Below are 17579 nucleotides of genomic sequence, written 5' to 3' on the forward strand. Positions count from 1 at the left end.
ACTGATTTACACAATCCCTGATGATATTGCTGGCGTCACAGCACATAACTGATGACAAGAAGGTGTTGATTTTACTGCGACTATTTGCGGCTCTTCGTCGGCATGGCACTGGCGGGCCGCAAGGATCACTGCTTGCCAGGGGGCCGCCGTGCCAGCATAGCCAGCAACAGTATCAATATTGACATTACGCTGAGCCGTGAGCTCAGGGGCATAGCTTGCACAGGCCTGACTCCAGGTCTCGTCACTGGCTATCTTCCCTCCAGTGATCCAGCCCCTGAGCGGTGCAGTTTTAGGCAGTTTTCCCCAGAGCATTGCGTTGTTCAGAGCGTCGGGGAGATCGGCGTCTTTGCTGATTTGTGGGCGATGGATCCGAACAGAGGATGAAGACTGTTCTGGAAGTCGGTGGTTGCTCACTAACATGATGGTGATAGACTCACCACTGTCTTGTGGAGGAATATCATAAAGTTGTGCACTGATAACCAGCAATGCGCTAGGAATATCATGATGCCTGTCAAGCCAGTAATCCAGGATGCGAAAGCCCGAGAGGTTATGGATCCGGCGCAACGGATATTGAATACCTGAAATCAACGTATCCGTGATATCCGCAACACTATCACCGGCGTCAAATGCGATATAACACGGCATATCAGTCGGAAGGCGTGTCAACATATTCGCGGCATGGCCACAAATATCGGCCACATAACCATCCAGAATTTCAGCAGGTTTTCCGCTATCGGGTAAGGCTGAATGCCGTATGACACTCATGTTATCCCTTGCGAGGACAGGTTCAAGAATGGGAGACCTTTTGAGGGCGGCTAGATGCGTTTTCATCCCATCGGTTTCCAGCGCATTAATTAGATATTCACCAACAAGCCAAGCAGAACGCTGCCCTCGAGTTATTTCGGATGCAATGAGCTGGTCTCGCTCTTTATTCCATGAAGCCATCCCAACACGTTCAAGTTTGTATGCTATCCGGCGTAATGAAAAAATGCTTCCCCAGATAAGGACGGGCAAACAAGTTGCAGTAAACCAGAATTTGAAACCGGTCCTGTCACCAGGCCAGAACCAAAGTGTCATCCCAGCACCGATGAGAAAAATCATGACGCCGGAGATTATCCAGCGAACGGTGGCAGGTCGGGTAATATCCTGTGCTTTATCCGGGATTGCATCAAGATTGACAGGCATAATTAACCGACCAGCGCATCCGGTAGTGACGTAATAAGTGTACAGCCACAAGCACATTTATGGCCGTGGAATGCGACGGGAATACCGTTGTCCAGATAGTTTGGATTACCTTCTACAATCGTCGTCGGCCCATGGCCTTGAATCGGGCAGGAGACTTTATCGCCTTTACGAGCAACACCGAGACCGCCAAAAATCATGACATCGGAACCAGACTGAACGGCACCGCCATGAGTGGTTTTATCGCCGATACGGATAATTCCTTGCATACTTCCTCCCAAGGTTACTAATAGAAAAGTCATTAATTACTGACTTTTATTAATTTATATAGAGCCTCATGAAAAATAAATTATACCTAACGGACATTTTTAAATAATTATTTTTATAAGTAACATTGAGTGTTCTAACTTATAGAGTAATATATTCCAAGAACGCATCTACCAATGAATCAATTTACTGTCATAATTAAGTTTTCAATGGATAGTAGCCGTCTTATATTTATTTAATTTCTAGGTAACGTAACCTATGACACAACTCAATTTTAACTACATCCCTGCCAAATATAGAAACTCATATTATTTATAATAGATTGCATAAATTAATCACTTCACATTGTCGTAGTTAAAACCACTAAAGTACTTATATTTATTTAGATATTGAACAACCACCAATTAAAATCAGTCATATTAATCATCACTTTCCATTTTACACTCACCTGAAAATATTTTATTAAAATGATTTTCTTTAAAAACATATGCGTTATTCGAACATTTTTTATCGCTATAAGAAATATTTCCCACTTTTGATTTTGGAATATTCTCACCATTAATCCAAATCAAGTTACTATCAGGATAAAACTCGATAAAAAATGGATCTGGAGAAGGTGTTCCATTGTCTATGGTAGAATAATAGTTAGTATTCTCATTAAATAAAGGTAGCTCCGATATGACCTCTCCGTTTCTTTTATCGATAATCCATCCACAAACCCAGCCATTGACTCCACATTCCTTTGTTAATACTCCCCCCTTACTAATATATAGACGATAGTGTCCAGCGAAATTTACTTTTTCAGTAAGCTCTTTCTGCATTATGTCCTTCCACTTACTTGAGTAGTTTTGTTGTGTTTGCGTCAGCGTTATCCTTTTAGAAAAAAGACCCTTATTAATTTCAACTTTATTATCCTTAAATTCGGGAACATTTATTTCTTCCGAAAAAACTGACAATGGAGAAAATGCAATCAGAAATAAAAATAACTTACTTGCTTTCATTTTTTGAATCCTCGAGTACTCGAACCATGTCAGCAGGCTTTATATGAGCTTTATTTATCCCATCTCCAGAATAGTATGAAACCCCCTCAACCTGAGCGAATCTCTTTTTACGTATATTGTGCCCTTTTTTGTCTTTTTTAAATGAACCATCTGGGTTTTTTTCATACTCTGTTTTCGAAGGGCTTATTTCCTTTCCTTTACGTACTCCGGCTGAAGCAAACTCTTTTGACCAATCATAGATTGCATCTTCAACACTACCACTTCCTTCCAGATAATTTATAATAGCAGGACGTTTTAACTTAATAAGATAATCTTCAAATATTTTATCTTGCATAACTTCATCATAGAGTGCATTAACGTCCAAGTTTAGTCTTGTTACTGCTTCTTTTAATGTATTCGGTACAATTTGAAATCGTCCTGTAGCAAACAGACCATTAGATGTCGCATCAGCTTGAGAGTCCATAACTTCCTTAATGGTCATGCCTGTAAGGCTTGTTTTGTAATGTGCGGCATAAGTTATATGTACATTATATGCCGTGTAATCATTTTTAGATTCAACCTGACCAAGGAAGTCGGCGAATTTGCTGTGAGCCCAACCGTTTTTCTTTGATTCACATATAGCGTTTAAAAACATAACCGGATGAAAATGCCATACCGGAGATCCACTATTGAATGCATCAATCTTGCTCATCCATTCCATATCGTCCAACCATTGTTTCGCATAAGCAGTACGTAGTGGGTCATAATTCTGAAAAAACACGCTCCAGCGGTGGTGGCTACTACCACCGAACCATTCACTGTCGTGCTTCACTATCAGGCGGGCGGCTATATCCCTGACGCCCATTTCCGGGTGATGTACTGCGTTATACAGTTCTTTACCTGTAATTTCACCGTCACCGTCCGCATCGATTTTTTTGACCAGATTATTATAAAAGGTTGATACCTGTTTTTGTTGTATGCCCCGATCCTGGCCTAGTTGCTTAGAAAACCAGTCAAATGCTCCTTTTACCCAACTCTCGTTCATAGACTTCGATACATCGGGTGAGGGGTCTTCTTCCAAAGTAGTGAATCCCAGTTCCTTCAGGTCATACTGATGCAGCTCTTTTACATCTGCCTGTGCAATCCAGCTAAGTGGGCTGATTTCAAACCATGTCTTACCGTCTTTATCTTCCAGCGGATTACACTTATCGCGCGGGAGGATTATCCCACCATCTTTTAAAACAATGCACGACATTGATTTAAATGTGCTGTCCTTTCCTTTTCCTGCTTTCTGATAAAGGGACTTACCCGACAATACCTGAATATATTTTTTCCCACTGGTCACCTCTGCTGGGTTATTCAAGAAATTTGACATTCGAGGGTCAATACTGATGACCTCAATATGGGCATAATGACATGAGTTTACGTTACCTCTGCTAACAGGTGCGATATCTTCACCCAAGAAACCAATGGCATCGCCCGCTTCTATTCCCAGCGTTGTCGGCGGTTTCACTACCTCATCAAACTTTCCATGAGCTACTGCTTTTTGCATCCATACGGGCATCTGTAGATACTGATCGCCATCTGGCTCCATGTATTCAGGCATCACCGTAACCCAGAATGCATCTCCTTCAACGTTACCATCGCGATTCAGCTTTTTTGCAAGACCAAAGGGTTGAGTCTTATCTCCATTACGGAACTGCTTTTCCTGCAACACAATGACCCGCTGATCTTTCTTAATTTGTCCGAGTTTTACTGGGACAGTAGGGACCCCTTCGGATGAGGTGATACCCTCAAATTTATCCGCTTTACGCTGTGCAACCGCTGTTTTCGCTTTAAAGCATTTCCCCTTTGGGAAGGCAGACAAGGGCGCAAGCCCCATATATAGCGAGTAGAACTCCAGCCAACTATTCTCTTTTTCTATATCAGGCTTACAGATGGATTTCACCAATACAAATGTACTGGAGTAATGCAGTTCTTTACCGTTGTAATCGGCAGTCCGATAATCCCTGTTCAGACGCCATGCCACAATCTCTCCTTGCACCATACACTGTAAAGGAACTGCTGTTTCTACATTTTCTGCCGTCAGCACTGAGCTAGGGGCTGAGGTCTGACTCACGTGGATCCCTCCATGCCATAAGCAGTTAACTCCCGCCAACCATGAACCGTGGGGCTCACGCCCTATCAGCCCCATCATTTCGTCCAAAGTATTGTACTGGCTTCCATCTTGTTTACGGGCTGGGAAACATATTCTCATCGAACTGTTTGCCGATGTTTTGTTTTCCGTAGGTTGGTCATCAACAACATCTTTATGTCGATAGAATACATATGCAGGTTTTGCTTTTCGGTAGTCACCGCCGGGATAATATCCATTGTTCTGCTTAAAATCAGAAACCCATTGCTGGCCGTTAAACATAGCCATATGCCCGTGAGGATGGTCTTTCCTAATTTCGCCTACTGGAAAGTCTGATTTTCTTATCCCCTGAATAACAACAACATCTCCGGCAATATGACCGCTGTTTACATCAACGATCCGAAATCCCCTTTCGATGAGAGCACTGCCATAGTTTTTTGCCGAGACAATTGAAGGCCATGTGCTGATATCGCCTCCAGCACTGATAGCCCTTTTAACATAGCGAGCACAGTAACCTTCAGATGAAGGTTCAGCATTATCATTAAGATACTGAACAGCTTTAGATACGTCCCACATAACTCCTCCTTAAGTTATTGTACAGACTGTACTCGATTGATTTTCCAGCAAGTTGCATTGTTATCTACTATGACTTCATACTTCCTTTTGCTGTCATTCACGCCAAGTGTAAGCTCTACACGAGCTTCACGATTCGTTTGCGTCACTTTATGCGAATTTATGTGCTCAACCCACTCATCAAAAATATCTTGAGCATCTGTAAAATATTCTGCATCCAATTCATTATTCGATATTTCATATTGAAGATTTTTTAGTAATGAAGGAGATACCCATTTGGCCATATTCTCTTTATCTTCATGTTTTTTCGAAGTAAGAGGATAATTATCTGCACTTATCTCATTCAAATACCAACGATAAAAACTCGTAACGGTATCTTCTGGAGGTAAGCATGTTGTCTTAGCTGCATGTGCAAAACTGACTGAAAGTGATAACAACATAACGGAAAGAAAAATGTCTATCTGATGTCTAATTCTCACAAAATGTTCCTTAGCGTGACATGTTGCCATCTGTTTCAGGGGGAAGAAGCTCGAGAGATGTTTTGTCAAAGACTGGCACTTCTGTATTCAATGACGCGCCACTCATCGGTACCTGGTAGCGCGGAGCCTTCACAATATAATCCCCTGCCGAACCGTGCTCTATTCCGCTCTGGCTTAATTTAAGATACGAGCCACCGCCGTTCAATGTCAGCGTTTTCGGGGTTGTGATGATGATTTCATCCTCACTGCTGGTAATCGTAAGCTGCTGCTTGGCGAAGAGTGCCATGGTGTTGTGTTGTGCCTGAATCTCCACATCGCCCTGATTGGCCACCAGCTTCGCCCCCTCTTTATGAACAAACAGTCCCAGCGCCTTTTCGACGGAAACAGAGAGGTTTTTCATTGCGCCAATATCGAGGTGCTGCCCTGCATTTATCATGGTATTGCGCGTGCTAGTCAGTTGTAGATGTTCACCAGAAGTGATAGCAATCCCCAGCGGCGCACTCGCCAACATCACGGCTGACTGCAAGCCTGACAAGCGATCTTTTACCAAATTGAGCTGAGTCTGAATATCTGCAACAAGTGCACCTGCCTGTTCGGCAGCCGAGTTTAGCGCCTGCATTTCGCTATTAGCTTGGTTAATCAGGTTAACGGCCGGCGCCATTTCCAGTACTTCGCCTTGAGCTTTCAACTGGTCATCAGCGGTCAGGAAAAGACCTTTGGCTGCACGAACCGCACCATATTCATCCGTTCGCAGTTCAAAACCGGTTCCGCGCTGTTCACGCTGGCTATTGACTAAGTGCCCCATGTTCAACTGGCTCTTACCGAACTCGGTTGCGAGTTTGATATGCTCTTGCTGGCGCAGATCCTCCATCCGCAATTTATTATTAGCCGGTGTGCGCCAAATATTGCGGGTGTGATTGTTGCTAGTGACGTGGTCTGGATACTCAGAATCGTGCTGCGAATACGCGATATAAGGGCGATCTAAATCTCCGCTGTCAAACATCACGGAAACTTCTGTACCATCCAATAGTGGGGCATGCCAACCATAGGTATCACCCGCATATGGCTTTGCCATGCGCAGCCATAAATAGGCATACCCCTGCTCGGTACTATTGCGATCGAAATCTAGCTTCACGCGGTAACGGCCCTGACTGTCGAGCCAAGCATAGGTACCGCCTTTCTCGGTGCTTTCTACTCTGGCAGGAAGTGAGCCAGAAATGATCGGGCGGTTAAGTAGTGCGGGGCGATAGCAAACCGTTTCACTGTAGGGAATGCCCTCAAACTCCAGCCGGAAGCTGCTTTTACGTGAACCATGGCTGCGCACCGTCGTCACGACAATGCCGTCTTTTAAACCATCCGGTAGTGCGCCATCCGTTTCCAATACCTGGCCGGGGGATAACAGTGGGCTGGTTGAGCGGCCACGAACCGTCAATTGGCGGTTAAGAATGCGTTCATGGCGCAGTCGGGCATAAAACGCCCCCGTCTCAGTGCTTTCCGAGTCACCTTCTGCTAAGAACGGTTCCGCGTAATGATAGACTTCACCCGTTGTGACACCGTCAGAACGACTGATACTTTCAGCACTGTCCTGCGGGATAAGTGCCTGACGGTAGTTATAGTCACGCGTCGCGACACTGTCGCTCACTACGTTATAGGTGGTTTGGATATCCCACAGACTTTCCTGCCCACTGTCGCTCATACCTGCCGGGTTTCGTAGCGGGAGGCGGACGCCAAACTGGTATTGTTCCTGAGAGTCTTGAAAGATCACCACGTCCTGTTCAACGCGATTGTCCATTTCAAAACGCCAGTAAATACCAACTTCGGCCAGTAGGCGCTGCACAAATTCCAAGTCACTTTCACGCCACTGAGTAATGAGTTCGCGCGCGGGGTATTCCCGTGACAGACGGAACTCAAAGTCTGAGCCTTCAAAACCATGCTTACGCAGAACCTGCTCCACGACTTCAGGCACGGATTGGTTAAGGTAAATCTCATTGTTTTTCGTGTGCTTCAACAGCGCAATTCGTGGTACTAGCGTCAGTGAATACCGAGTTTCATCTGCTGAAGTCGAGAGGCGGCGAAAAGATTGCACCACACCATAGACAGTGCGCACTGGCAGCCCGGGGCCACCATGAAATACCGGGGCTTGGAAAGTAAAAGAGCCCGGCTTAAGCAGCAATGTGGCACAGGCAATATCAGATTCACTGCAAGTGAGTGAGACGCTATATTGCCATGGGCGGCTGAAAGACTCTTCGGCATGAAAACTTAGCACATCCAAGAAGTGCGGGCAGTCATGTACGCCCACATGGTAACGGGACTGCCCCTGAGCTTGCCTTAGCTGACTGGCGACATCACTCAATATAGAATTACTCACCTTGCGCTCCCCCGCCACCAAACTCCAGTGTGATTCCGTCTTCTTCATCCCAGCCCAATATCAGTGACGTGGTGAGCTGTTGCTCGGACAGGCGGCTTAACAGTTGCTGGCTCAGCACCGGTAAAATCTGTTGATTAAGCAGACTGTCGATGTTGCGCGCGCCGGTATCCGGCAACAGGCAGGCAGCGACCAGCGTGTCATACAGGCTTTCTTCAATCGTGCAGTGCAGGCCGTAATGTTTGTTCAGACGTTTAGCGACCTGTGCCAGTTTCATTTCGACGATGGTGCGCAACGCGGTGGCGTCCAGTGGTCGGTAGATAAGGGTCTGGAAGCGGGCGAGCAGCGCAGGTTGGAAGTGATCGCGCAGGATCGGGCGCAGCAGTTCGTGCAAATCGCGATGCGTGGCTTCTGGCCGTTCATCCAGCAACTGCATCAGATGGTCACTGCCTAAATTGGCGGTCATCAGGATCACGGTGTTGCGGAAATCAATTTCGCGTCCTTCGCCGTCGCGCATAAAGCCACGGTCAAACACCTGATAGAACAGGTTAATAACATCGGGATGTGCTTTCTCCACTTCGTCGAGCAGCACCACGCTGTACGGGCGTTTGCGCACCGCCTCGGTCAGAATACCGCCCTGACCGTAACCGACATAGCCCGGTGGAGAGCCTTTGAGTTGGGAGACGGTGTGCGCTTCCTGATATTCGGACATGTTGATGGTGACCAACGACTTCTCGCCGCCAAACAGTGTGTCGGCCAGTGCCAGCGCAGTCTCGGTTTTGCCCACCCCACTGGGGCCAACCAGCAGGAACACCCCCAGCGGGCCATTTTCGGACGTCAGGCCGGTTTTGGCGGCGCGCAGGCGTTGCGCCATCTCAACCAGCGCCACATCCTGACCAACCACACGCGTCGCGAGGTGACTTTCTAGCTGCAATAAATCGGTCTGTTCATCTTTCAGCAGGCTACTCAGCGGCACGCCGGTCCAGTCGGCGATAACTGTCGCCACCGTGCGGACATCAACATCCAGCGACAGCAGCGGCGCATTGCCCTGAATCTGACTTAACTCTTCCTGCAACGTGGCCAGATCCGCCACATTAGAGATATCTTGACGCGCGTCGATAATCAGGGCAGTGAGGCGTTTCTCTGCTGCATATTGCTGTTCAAGCGTTTGCTGCCCAGCCAGCAGTTCTGCGCGGCGTTGGTCAATCTCATGTAAGCGTATTGAACCGACGTTCGGCGATAAGAGCACGTCCTGCTCAATGGCCTGCTGCTCCATCCCCAGCGCGGCCAGTTCGGTGTTAATCTCCATCAGCGCAGCGGGCAACGTATCAATGCTCATGCGCACTCGGGCACCGGCAGTGTCGAGCAGATCAACCGCTTTGTCCGGCAGTTGACGGCCGGTCAGGAAACGTCGCGACAAGGTGACCGCAGCGGTGATAGCAGAATCTAGAATGTGCACGCCGTGATGCTCGGCATAACGGCCTTTTAAGCCGCGCAGCATCAGGCTAGCTTTGGCGTCGTCCGGCTCATCTACCTTGACCATCTGGAAGCGGCGCTCCAATGCAGCATCACGTTCAAAATACTGTTTGTATTCCGACCAGGTAGTGGCGGCGATGGTACGCAGTTCGCCACGGGCCAGTGCAGGCTTCAACAGGTTAGCGGCATCTGCACCACCGGCCTGATTACCGGCACCAATAATGGTGTGGGCTTCGTCGATAAACAACAGCACCGGCGTTGGCGATTGTTGCACCGCTTCGATAACATTTTTTAAGCGCTGTTCAAACTCACCTTTGACACCCGCACCGGCTTGCAACAGGCCCAAATCCAGTGTGCGCAGGCTGACAGTTTTCAGGCTGTCCGGCACGTTACCTTCAGCAATACGCAGCGCCAGCCCTTCCACCAGCGCGGTTTTACCGACGCCCGGCTCACCGACCAGGATCGGGTTATTTTTACGGCGACGCGACAGGATGTCGACCATCTGGCGGATCTCGGTATCACGACCAAAAATCGGGTCAATCTGCCCGGTTTTCGCTTTGGCGGTGACGTCCAGAGTGAATTTATCCAGCGCTGCTTGCAGGGCGTCATTGAGTTGCGGCTGACCACTGGCAGAGGTGGTGGTCGGGGCTTCATCTGTCAGATTAACCGGCGCGTCTGCCAGTGCCGCAGTTTGTTGAACTTCAGGGCGCTCATCAGATTGGTTATCCAGCAGCGGTAACAAGCGAATAAGTTGCGTCATACTCAAACTAAGCAATGGCCAAGCCGCATCAGCAACCAATAATGACGGAGCATTTATCAGCGCCGCCAGGAGATGGCTGGAGCGCACTGCATCTGCGTTTTCCTGCAACGAGGCATCCAACCAAGCACTTTTGATCAATTGCTGTAACGCGGCTGAGAGCTGAGGCTTGCCCTGCACCGTGCGCGGTAATGTCTCCAGATGGGCCAATAACCCCTGCCACAGGCTGTCCATGTCCCACTCATAACGACGAGCAATAACGGTGATGTCACCTTCACCTTGTTCCAGCAATTTCAATAACCAGTGCTCGATGGTTATCTCGGCATGGGCGCGGGTCTGACATAAAGTAGCGGCCCCTGCCAATGCCTGCGCACAGTAAGGATTTAATCGGCGTAATAGGTGCGCTGAATGCGTTGTCATAAATTATCTTCCTTGTGTGCAAAACCTGTGCGAAACCGGATAAGTCAGTAGGCATCGGGTACGCTACCGCCCATAGCCATATCCTAAATAAGGAACCGAGGCCCATAAGGTCATCTGATAAATTGTCAGTGTGTTTAGCGCAATACCGATAAACCGATGCTCAGCTAAAAACACCAAAAAGCAGACGGCGAACCGCCTGCTGCTGTTATTACGCGGTAGTACGTTCGTTCCAAGAATCGGAATGAATGATATTGCCGTCTTTAAAGGTCCAGGTGACTTTTTCATAGCGCAGTTCCACCAGTTCCAGGTGGTTGTGTTTCTCTTTCGCCGGATCTTTGATGTCGTGCATTTTCGGCGCGACTTTAACCACTTTGACGTTTTCCAATTTGGTGTTGAAATACTCAACTTCCTGGCCAGCGTCATCAATGCGGTACCATTTGAACTCGGCGGTTTTCAGCGTTTGACCGGTGGTCACCGCCTTGTACAGATAAGGGGTAGATGCATCGATTTCTTTAGTGAAAATAAACGGCGTGTGAATACGAGTACCGGTCAGCTTGCCGGTATTGTTATCCGTTGGGATGTAGAGGTTATGGTCCTGTGCCACAATCTCAATGCTACCTTCACGGCTTTGCACATCAACAGACCCCTTGATGTCAGCACCACCATCGTCTTTCAGCCACAGATATACTGGAATTGCCATGTAAAACTCCTTGTTACTTACTGAGTGAGGCCGCTTGTTCCTGCGACCGGTTTACTGTTTCTGGTTCCTGGCAGGCATCGGCCTGCGGCACCAAACTGATTTCGACCCGACGGTTGGCTGCACGGCCTTCCGGCGTATCGTTAGTCGCGATGGGGCGCGTCGCCCCGTAGCCCTGTACGGCGAAACAGGTCGGCGAAACGTCGCTGGTTGATAGCATCCAGTCGCGGAGCGCTTCAGCACGTTTGAGGGACAGAATTTGGTTGGCCTGCACATCACCGGTGATGTCGGTATGCCCGGCGACCATAATCAGCCAACCGGGTTTGGCTCTAATATTGAACAGCGCATCGACCAGCATTTTTGTACTGCCAGACTTGAGCTGAAATTTACCCACATCAAACAGTGATAGGCTATCAAGGCGAACGGTCTTCGGCGCTTGCTCTGCCATAGCGGTTAGCGCCGGCGGCGGGGGAATGTAGCTATCAATGGCCTGTTGAACGGCTAACCACAAACGCGGCCCAGGATATAAGCCCAAACTGTATCGCAGCGGTTCGCCTTGCCGTTGCCAACGTTCAAGCAACAAGGCATCTTGTTGAAGAACGCCAAGTGCTTGTGATTTAGCGACATAATGCTCCATGGGAATGGCTCGCCAACGTTGCAAATCTGCCCCAACGTGTTGGATCAGGCTCCGATTATTAGCAATAGAGAACCCGACTGCCGCCAGTGCACAGAACATAAGAAAGTGCACCAGACGACGAGAGGATCGCCCGCCTTGTATCGGCAAAGCATAAGGCGATAACAGGGGCAGCAGCGCATCAGGGAAACGCGCTGATGTTACCGAGTTCATCTGATTTTTAGGGAGATAGAGGCAGGTTCGGCGATAAAGCCAGTGAGCCCAAAGTGAACTATTTTCTCCGTTTGGATAACCGGTTCTCAGTGCAACGGCAAAAGGATATACCGGCGGATAAAGACGGTCAGTTTTCGCCAACTCATCCAGTAGGATTTCACGGATGAAGGTGAATGCCTGACTGAGGATTGGAAAAGTTGTCAAGCTGGCAGGTGTGAGTTGCCATTCTTGCAGGGAAACGGGGGCTTCATCAGTTGGGCATACAACAGTGTCGCTGCCGTGCACAATATTCCATGGTGTTTCAGATCCTGAAAACTGGCAGTTCAGAACCACAGGTAATTGCAAACCTGTCATCGATTTTATATGTTTAACCTGTTGGCGCAGTGTCTTAAGCGAAGCCCGCAAAACGGCCTCATCTTGATGCTTCCCCGGTAAGCAGGTATACATAATGGCAAGCTGCCCTAGCTGGTTAGGCTGCTCTGCTTGAATGTCACGGACAATACTTGTGAGTGCGCCAACATCGCCGACGCGCAGCCAGCAACCTTGACCAGTCTTCCTTAACGGTAACTCGCGGAAAAGTTCATCCATCCCATCACCACATACCAGTACGATGGGATTCTGATTTTCAATGAGGGGTAAATCTGGAGCAGCAAGGCCGGTGGTTGCGCTAAGATGACGACGCCACACGAAGACACCCGCAGTCACAATGATCACCAACGTGATCAATCCCTTTAACCAAGTTGCAATCGGGAAGAAGTTCCACATCAGCCATAACAACACAGTGGCACCGATGAGTACGTGAAACTCCCTAGAGACGATGGCTGTTTTACGCATTAGTGGCGCAACTCCGGCATCTGAGCAGACAACAATGTTTGCAACCAGTGATGCCCTCCCCACCAGACGCCCGCCGTTAGCACGACCGCGAAGATGACCCAAAACCAAACCGAGCGGAGCAAGCTATAGCGGCGACGGCCGGTTTTGTGAACTATCAGGGATAAACCGATATCCGGTGGTGAAACGCGTTCGCTCAAGGCTTTCAATGTCTCATCTCTCTGGGTCTGGCTCACCGTTTTCACGCTGTACAGCCCCTGAAAACCGAGAGAAAGTACCCGGTGATAGCACGTTAATACCGCCGCGATAGGCGCAGGCTGACGTAGTACTTCAGCAATGCGATCCCAGATAGCCTCCCCGGCATGTAGCGAACCAAAAAAACGGGCCTGAAGCGGTGCTGTTCGCCAAACACGCTGACCCTCATCGGCACTGACAGCCCCACTGTCATCTGCACCCACTGATTTACGGCTCATCACGGTCTCATCAAGCAGCGCACACTGTGCATAAGAGATATGCTCAATACTGGCGTCGTCGTATCCCGCTTTTTTTAGCGCGTCACGAACATTCTCAACCTGCTTTAGACAATTTTGATAAAGCGCATCACCATCAAGTGTGGCTGCACCATGGCGCAGCAAAGTGACTGTTAGCCAAGTTTCTGTCATTAGTTGGTCAATATCGATTTCTTGTCTCATGAACGCAACACCGCAAATAATTCAAGTTCCAGAGCGCCGAGAAGAGACGGGATATAGAACATGCACACCCCTTGATCGAGCATGTCTCGAGCCGCCACACTTTCCATGTCGAGAGCAAAATACTGATTTTCCAGACGTACGGGCAATGCAGCAGGGACTCGACTAACAGCAATCAGTGGAATGCCGTTAAGTGCCGCACTGTAGATCTCATTGACTTCATCTGGGGAACCGGCTTTACACAGCGCGGGGAATCGATCAGCAATTTGCCATGCGGGAATATCAGAACGGACAGACAGATAAAAATCAGCGTCTTCACGTAGACGAGCATCGTGTAAGGATGCTTTCCATGTTTGCTCATCAGGGCGTGACATTTCCAGAGCGATTACCCTAGATGGCAAGCTGGCTTCTAATAGGTTCGTGATGAGATCAAACAACGGCGGGAAGGTATTTCCTGGCTCGGCATGATCATACCCAGGTATCGCGTCAAGGTCGCTGTCGAGGGAGAAGGTCAGCATACTCCCGGCTAAACGAGCTAATTCAGCCCACACCTGCTCAGGATGCCGAGCGGGAAAACGTTCATATTCAGTCAGAACACGGGCATGAGAATTAAGGGCATTAAGCAGCCAAAAGAGAGAAACATCCGCCACGGCGAAATCCGCTAGGCGCTCGTTACTCTCGCGACGCATCGACATCAGATGCTGGCGGCGTGAGCGTAACTGGCGATTCAGCAAGACTAGCCGTTCATGTAGCGCGGGGCTGGCTGAGAAAAGCGCCATTGGAGGAGTGAATGTAGGATCCTGACGCCATCCACCCTGCCCATCACGAACTAAACGAGTCACCGCACAAGTCTTCCACGACTCATTATTTTCATGTTGATAGCGGACGGACAGATTAAAATGCGCCACGGCCATAGATTCTTCTTCAGGGCCAAAGATATCAGGGACGGTAACCCACCCTTCACGGTAACGTAGCGGACGCTCAGCAGCCGATGTCTCCTGTTGTACATTAGACATCCCCGTTTGCATCAACGGCAGCGCAACAACAACGGTCACCGATTCTTGACCAACGAGTTGTTCAGAATTCAGCTCACGGGCTGCCGGGGATAAATCACTGTTTAGCGTATCAACCAGAGTGCCATCAGGCAGCCAGAGCCGAAGATGCCGGATTTGCATCAGCCCAGACGCAAGCAAGCTGTCGTCAAACTCTATCTTTTCCGCCCCCCATGGGAACGGAGAGGCCAATGCTGACACGCCGGCACTTCTAAACGTTTCCCATTCAGACTGTTGCTGGAACTGCTGAGGGGACAGCAACGCCCCCTCGTTCCATAACGGACGATAAATTTTCATCGTATCTCCGTTTATGCTTTAGCCTTTGGCATCTGCGAAACTAGCGACAGATTCACATCCATACCTTCCACCTGGAAGTGCGGCACGGCATACAGTTTGACGCGGAAGAAACCGGGGTTGTCTTCGATATCTTCGACTGTCACTTTTGCATCGCGCAGTGGATGAGAAGCCTGTAAATCATCACCCGGATCAGTCATTTCGGTCACCAGTGTGCGGATCCAGTTATTCAGCTCCAACTCCAACAGACGGCGGTCTTTGGTGGTGCCGATATTTTCGCGTTGGATTAGCTTCAGGTAATGGGCAATGCGTGACAGTAGGAAAATATACGGCAAACGGGCATTAATACGGCTGTTAGCAGTGGCATCTGCAGTGTCATACAGCGCAGGTTTCTGAGCCGAGTTAGCGGAGAAGAAGCAGGAGTAATCACGGTTTTTATAGTAAGACAGCGGGATAAAGCCCAAATTAGCGAACTCAAACTCACGCGTTTCTGGGATCATCACTTCTGACGGGATTTTGACCTGATTACCGGTACCCAAATCATACAGGTGGATAGGCAAGTTAGTCACCGCGCCACCGGCTTGTGGGCCACGAATCTGCACACACCAGCCATTTTTGATAAAGCTTTTCACCATATTGGCAGCAAAAGCAAACGCGGCATTGGTCCACAAGTAGCGCTCGTGATCCGGGCCTTTCACTTCTTCAACATAGTTAAAACTGCGTACCGGCACCGTATCAGGGCCATATGGCAAACGACCTAATACACGCGGCATAGTCAGGCCAATATAGCGGGAATCATCCGAGTCGCGGAAAGCTTTCCACTTAATGTATTCTGCGCGGTCAAAGTAGTTGCCGATATCTTTGATGGCAGCCACTTCTTCCATGTTCTCTTTGCCAAAGAATTCTGGGCCAACGGAACCGATAAACGGCATATGGGCCGCCGCCGCAACCTTGGAAATATTGCGCAGCAGCGCGATATCCTGCGGGCTACGGTCGAACTCGTAGTTGGAGATGGCTGCGGCAATAGGCTCGCCGCCGGGGGTGTCGTATTCCTGAATATAAGTCTGGGTGTAGAGGCCGCTTTGTACAATTTCTGGGGCGTCTTCAAAATCCTGCACCAGATGGTCTTTACTAATATCCAGCAGTTCAATGCGCACGTTTTGACGGAAATCAGTTTGATCAATAAGGGATTTCACACCACGCCAGGTAGATTCCACACGCTGGAAATCGGCGTGGTGCATCACCGCATCCAACTGACGGCTGATTTGGTCATCCAGTGCGGCAATATGGCCATCCAGCAATGTTTTATCCAGCTTTTCCACTTTTTTTGACGACTGCTTCAGTAGGTCTAGAAAGACACTAACAGCCGCAGTGACGCGCTCGTCAGTGGTTGCATCAGCCAAGGCATCACTGTTTTGGAAAGCATCAATACCGGCCAGTGAGGAGACTGGATTCAGGTTGATTTTTTCAAACAAAGAGGCATAAACCCCTTGAGCTACAGCACTATTTTTCTCTAATACGGTCGTCGCACTACCCTGCGCAGTGTTTTCCTGTACAGACATCAGCATGTTCCTTTTCTTCTTTCGATTTACAAGCAGCCAATCCGGCGATTAACAATCTTTGGGGGCCAATGCCGCCAGTTCAGCACGCAACTCAGCACTCAGCGCGTCGTCTTTGAGGATATTTTCCAGCTCACGACGGAAGGTGGCGTTGTCCAGCAAATTGGACTTGAGGTCACGCAGCAGGTTACGCATTGCCAGCAGGGCACGCAGTTGTGGAATTTGACGGGCAACACTTTCAGGTTCGAAATCTTTCATGTCGCGGAAAGTGAGGGACACGGCCGTATCAGTGTTATCACCAGCCAGCGTATCAGGTACGGCGAGTTTTAGGCTCGGCTGGAACTCAGCCAGAACACTGTTAAAATTGTTTTTGTTGATATTGAGTTTCTCACGCTCAGACAGTGGGCGCTGTTCCTGGCCGTTACTGTAATCCCCCATCACCAGCAACTTCAAAGGCAGCTCCATTTTCTTCTGAGCACCGCCAGTATGCAGATCTAACTTAATGTTAATGCGTGCTTTTGGTATTTCATTTTGAAAGCTTGAAGAGGACATCGACTTTCCTTATTAACGGAAGGAAATTTAAGAAATCCACCACGGAGAGAATAAATATAAGTAATCTACATTAATATTCACCGCCCGCTGACGAGTTCAGTATGTATTAAAGTAAAAATGCTTCGTAGATATCTCTATTCATTCATCGGATGGCATGAAACATTATCAAACAGGTATTTTTCACACGCATTAGCATATCAATTAAATACCGGTGCGCGCAGTGTAGAAACATTAATTATATAACACCAATTAGTTAAATGTAACTAAATGTAACATTTCGTGTTTCATAAAAAATGCAACATCACACTGATGTATAAGATATTTCTCAATAAGAAAAATAACCCTTTGCGATAAAAGGAGTTAATAAACATTATGGAAATTAAACTGAATCTTTATGACCATTAATGTAGGAATATGCCTACAAA

The 17579-nt window shown here is 48.4% G+C and carries 13 protein-coding genes; all 13 read right to left on the reverse strand.

Annotated features, from left to right (window positions below; all coding sequences use genetic code 11):
- Window positions 1-6 precede the first annotated feature (6 nt).
- A complete protein-coding gene (locus tag D5F51_RS18430) occupies window positions 7-1185 on the reverse strand; it encodes a hypothetical protein (protein ID WP_129198344.1) in 1179 nt (392 codons plus the stop codon).
- 2 nt (window positions 1186-1187) lie between these two features.
- Window positions 1188-1451: a PAAR domain-containing protein gene (locus tag D5F51_RS18435; RefSeq protein ID WP_129198346.1), complete on the reverse strand. Its 264-nt coding sequence runs from the start codon at window positions 1449-1451 to the stop codon at window positions 1188-1190.
- Between the two features lie 417 nt (window positions 1452-1868).
- Window positions 1869-2450: a hypothetical protein gene (locus tag D5F51_RS18440; RefSeq protein ID WP_129198348.1), complete on the reverse strand. Its 582-nt coding sequence runs from the start codon at window positions 2448-2450 to the stop codon at window positions 1869-1871.
- On the reverse strand, window positions 2437-5139 hold the full coding sequence (locus D5F51_RS22635; RefSeq protein ID WP_206197187.1) for a hypothetical protein: 2703 nt from the start codon (window positions 5137-5139) through the stop codon (window positions 2437-2439). The genes D5F51_RS18440 and D5F51_RS22635 overlap by 14 nt, the downstream gene beginning before the upstream one ends.
- A 14-nt stretch (window positions 5140-5153) precedes the next feature.
- Window positions 5154-5615: a DUF3828 domain-containing protein gene (locus D5F51_RS18450; RefSeq protein ID WP_162301783.1), complete on the reverse strand. Its 462-nt coding sequence runs from the start codon at window positions 5613-5615 to the stop codon at window positions 5154-5156.
- Between the two features lie 10 nt (window positions 5616-5625).
- Window positions 5626-7983: a type VI secretion system Vgr family protein gene (locus D5F51_RS18455; protein WP_129198352.1), complete on the reverse strand. Its 2358-nt coding sequence runs from the start codon at window positions 7981-7983 to the stop codon at window positions 5626-5628.
- Window positions 7976-10633 carry a type VI secretion system ATPase TssH gene (gene tssH, locus D5F51_RS18460; protein ID WP_129198354.1) on the reverse strand — a complete coding sequence of 886 codons (2658 nt, stop codon included), beginning with the start codon at window positions 10631-10633 and terminating at the stop codon, window positions 7976-7978. Before tssH ends, D5F51_RS18455 begins: the two co-directional genes overlap by 8 nt.
- Window positions 10634-10841: 208 nt before the next feature.
- The gene (locus tag D5F51_RS18465) at window positions 10842-11333 is read right to left on the reverse strand and encodes an Hcp family type VI secretion system effector (protein ID WP_019211904.1); all 492 of its coding nucleotides are present in this window, start codon (window positions 11331-11333) and stop codon (window positions 10842-10844) included.
- A gap of 13 nt (window positions 11334-11346) precedes the next feature.
- Window positions 11347-13011 (reverse strand): OmpA family protein, encoded by a 1665-nt coding sequence (locus D5F51_RS18470; RefSeq protein WP_129198356.1) that lies wholly within the window; start codon window positions 13009-13011, stop codon window positions 11347-11349.
- On the reverse strand, window positions 13011-13700 hold the full coding sequence (gene tssL / locus D5F51_RS18475; RefSeq protein ID WP_129198358.1) for a type VI secretion system protein TssL, short form: 690 nt from the start codon (window positions 13698-13700) through the stop codon (window positions 13011-13013). Before tssL ends, D5F51_RS18470 begins: the two co-directional genes overlap by 1 nt.
- Window positions 13697-15046 (reverse strand): type VI secretion system baseplate subunit TssK, encoded by a 1350-nt coding sequence (gene tssK / locus D5F51_RS18480; protein WP_129198360.1) that lies wholly within the window; start codon window positions 15044-15046, stop codon window positions 13697-13699. The genes tssL and tssK overlap by 4 nt, the downstream gene beginning before the upstream one ends.
- Window positions 15047-15057: 11 nt before the next feature.
- The gene (gene tssC / locus D5F51_RS18485; protein WP_129198362.1) at window positions 15058-16611 is read right to left on the reverse strand and encodes a type VI secretion system contractile sheath large subunit; all 1554 of its coding nucleotides are present in this window, start codon (window positions 16609-16611) and stop codon (window positions 15058-15060) included.
- 42 nt (window positions 16612-16653) lie between these two features.
- A complete protein-coding gene (gene tssB, locus D5F51_RS18490) occupies window positions 16654-17154 on the reverse strand; it encodes a type VI secretion system contractile sheath small subunit (protein ID WP_129198364.1) in 501 nt (166 codons plus the stop codon).
- Between the last annotated feature and the right edge of the window lie 425 nt (window positions 17155-17579).

It is taken from the genome of Yersinia hibernica (genome assembly GCF_004124235.1).
Classification (GTDB): Bacteria; Pseudomonadota; Gammaproteobacteria; order Enterobacterales; family Enterobacteriaceae; genus Yersinia; species Yersinia hibernica.